Source organism: Streptomyces sp. SAS_281, assembly GCF_052542855.1.
The window spans coordinates 1-1,385 of sequence record NZ_JBMNDO010000256.1; the positions used below are offsets into that span (position 1 = coordinate 1).

Consider the following 1,385-nt stretch of genomic DNA (forward strand, 5'->3'; position numbering starts at 1 on the left):
GGGCGGCCGCTGTGTGCGGCCGCCCGTCCCCACGGGTCCCGGTGTCGGTCAGGCGTTCCAGACACCGCTGGCGGCGGCGTCCCGGGCGAAGTCGGCGAAGTCCTTCGGCTTGCGGCCGGTGGCCTCCTCGACCCCGTGCACGAGGTGGGCGTTGCGGCCGTCGAGGATCAGTCCGAACAGGTCGGCGAACTCGACGGGGAGCCCGTTCTCCTCAAGGGCCTGGCGGTACTCGTCCACGCTGACGGGAATGTACGTGATGGTGCGGCCGGTGGCCTTGCCCAGCTCCTGGGCGATGTCGCCGAAGCTGAGCAGGCGCGGGCCGGACAACTCGTACGTCTTGCCGATGTGCTTGTCGTCGGTGAGTGCGGCGACGGCGACGTCCGCGATGTCGTCGGCGTCCACGAAGGGCTCCACCGCGTCCCCGGTCGGCAGGACGATCTCGCCGGCCATGACCAGGTCGTGGAAGAAGCTCTCGCTGAAGTTCTGGTTGAACCAGCTGGCGCGGACGACGGTCCAGTCCGCGCCCGACTCCTTCACCTTGTCCTCGCTGATGACCGCGCCCTCCTCGCCGCGGCCGGACAGCAGCACCAGGCGGCGCGCCCCCTTGGCGACGGCGGCCTTCGCGAACGCGCCGACGGTCTCGGCGGCTCCCGGGAAGGCGAGGTCCGGGTAGTAGGTGATGTAGACGGCGCTCACCCCGTCGAGGGCGGCGTCCCAGGTCGCGGGGTCCTCCCAGACGAAGGGGGGCGTGCCGGAGCGCGATCCGATGCGTACGGGGAGCCCTTTGGCGGACAGCCGCTCGGCGACCCGCCGCCCGGTTTTGCCCGTGCCGCCGATCACAAGGGTCGTGTTCGTCATGTTCGTCCCGTCTGTCGTGGCCTGCGTGGTGGTGTGGTGCTCGTCGTTCTCGTCATGAGGGAGTGGTCGCGTGCGGAAGGTGGTGGGGGTCCGCACGGTGGCGGCGGTGGCGGCGCTGTCCGGTGGGGGTGGCTGCGGAAGGACCGTCGGGCACGGCCTTCATCCGCAGCGTAGGCAGCCCCTCGCCGAACGAGCCACGTCACCGGGCCTCGTCTCTAGCGGTTCTCCAGGGGGTCTCTGGGCGATCACCTCGTACGGTGGCGGGTCAGTAGCGGTAGTGGTCGGGCTTGTACGGGCCCTCGACCTCGACCCCGATGTACGCGGCCTGCTCCGGGCGGAGCGTCGTCAGCTTCACGCCGAGCGCGTCGAGGTGGAGACGGGCGACCTTCTCGTCCAGGTGCTTGGGCAGCACATAGACATCGGTCGGATACTCCTCGGGCTTCGTGAACAGCTCGATCTGCGCCAGCGTCTGGTCCGCGAACGAGTTCGACATCACGAACGACGGGTGACCCGTCGCGTTGCCCAGA

General features: G+C 69.9%; 2 protein-coding genes. Both read right to left on the reverse strand.

The window, feature by feature from the left end; all coding sequences use genetic code 11:
- Positions 1–48: 48 nt before the first annotated feature.
- On the reverse strand, positions 49–858 hold the full coding sequence (locus tag ACN6LM_RS38005) for an NmrA family NAD(P)-binding protein (RefSeq protein WP_365687130.1): 810 nt from the start codon (positions 856–858) through the stop codon (positions 49–51).
- A gap of 265 nt (positions 859–1,123) precedes the next feature.
- Positions 1,124–1,385: adenosylhomocysteinase (locus ACN6LM_RS38010; RefSeq protein WP_358767443.1), on the reverse strand; the 262-nt coding region annotated here is incomplete at its 5' end.